We start from the raw sequence: 1,738 nt of genomic DNA on the forward strand, positions 1-1,738 counted from the left end.
GTTGGTGGCGTATCCGGTGTGATGGAAATTCAACCCGGACCTGTAAACTGGGGTAGCTACAATCCGCTGCTGCTGCCAGGTACGGTACGCATGTGGCTTTATCACACCTTTGCAGCAGGCGGGAAACTTGCCAGCTCTTACCGCTTTCGCCAGATCAATTACAGCGCAGAACAATATCATGCGGGTATTATGCAAACAGACGGAGTGACCCCTTCACCTGGTGGCGTGGAGTATATGCAATTCATGGAGGAAATAAAATCACTAAGAAAACAATACAAGCCGGGTACACGTATTCCTGAAAAGCTGGCGGCCCGCTCAACAGCCATTCTTTGGAATCTTGAAAATTACTGGACAATTGACCGGCAAAAGCAAACCTTGCAATGGGATACCTGGAATTACCCGGTTAAATTCCTGGAAATAGCTAAATCATTTGGCGCACCGGTAGATGTAATTCCGGAAACTGCTGATTTGTCGAAGTATAAGTTTGTTATTGTTCCTGCATACGAAATGGTGGATAGTGCTTTGATAAAGAAGTGGCAGGATTATGTCGCTAAAGGTGGCCATTTGATCATTACTTGTCGTACGGCTACCAAAGATCGCATGGGGCATTTCTGGGAAACAGGATGGGCAAGCCCCCTATCCGGTTTGATAGGCGCCCGGGTTAAGGCAACTGATATGCTCCCAAACAGCGCCAAAGGAGATATCCTGATGAAATCAACTCACTACAGCTGGAATAACTGGGCCGATTTACTAACGCCTGATAAAAACACAGCGTCTCTTGCCGTATATGACAACCAGTTTTATAGCGGGGAAGCAGCAGTAGTAAAACATAAAATCGGCAATGGCAGTGTTACATATATAGGCGTGGATACTGATGACTCAAAACTGGAATCAGATATACTACAGGAGATATATACCGGCGCAGGTGCCACTATTGAGCATTATCCGCCCGGTGTATATGTTTATTGGCGGGATGGTTTTTATGTGGCAGTGAATTATTCCTCTGATAGTTATGAAATAAAAATGTCTGCCGGGGCCAACATATTGATCGGAAGGAAAATACTGGAACCAGGAGGAGTATTGGTTTGGAACGAGTAAAAAAATTTATAAAGATGAATAGTAAGTATTTATTTATTTCGATCTTATTTACTATTGTCAGCCACATCTGCCTGGCACAAACAGGTAAGGCTTCTTTTAAAGCAGACAGTGTTCCCACATTTCCTGATCCGCCTGCCGGATTTAATGTGCAGCGTAATGATGCACCTCACGGAAAATTAGCAGTGGTTCAATACAATTCAAAAACGCTCGGAAAACTTCGGGAAATGAGCGTATATACGCCTCCGGGATATTCCCCTGATAAGAAATATCCTGTGCTTTACCTGTTGCATGGTTTGGGCGCAGATTATCGTCAATGGGCAGAATGGTGCCAGGCAGACAATATTGCAGATAACCTGATTGCAGATGGCAAAATACAACCTGTAATAATAGTTTTTCCGAACTGTGATACTAAGCTGACCGTAACAGATACGTCGTCGGCCGGCCGTTCTGGAAGGGCAGATAATTTTGAAGGTTACAGAAAACCATTTGAAGAGGATTTACTGAAAGATATAATTCCATACATCGATTCACATTATTCTACTATCAGCGACTGTGAACATCGTGCATTGGCAGGTTTATCGATGGGCGGTGGACAGTCGTTAAATATAGGCTTGCATCATCTGGAAGCCTTTGCTTATAT

Annotated in this window: 2 protein-coding genes; both read left to right on the forward strand. The window is 44.0% G+C overall.

Annotation, left to right across the window (positions count from 1 at the left end; all coding sequences use genetic code 11):
• A partial coding sequence (locus VN105_RS17155) for a beta-galactosidase (protein WP_325642755.1) occupies positions 1-1,098 on the forward strand: 1,098 nt, incomplete at its 5' end.
• A 14-nt stretch (positions 1,099-1,112) separates the two neighbouring features.
• Positions 1,113-1,738: alpha/beta hydrolase (locus VN105_RS17160; RefSeq protein WP_325642756.1), on the forward strand; the 626-nt coding region annotated here is incomplete at its 3' end.

Source organism: Chitinophaga sp. (genome assembly GCF_035564935.1).
Taxonomy (GTDB): domain Bacteria; phylum Bacteroidota; class Bacteroidia; order Chitinophagales; family Chitinophagaceae; genus Chitinophaga.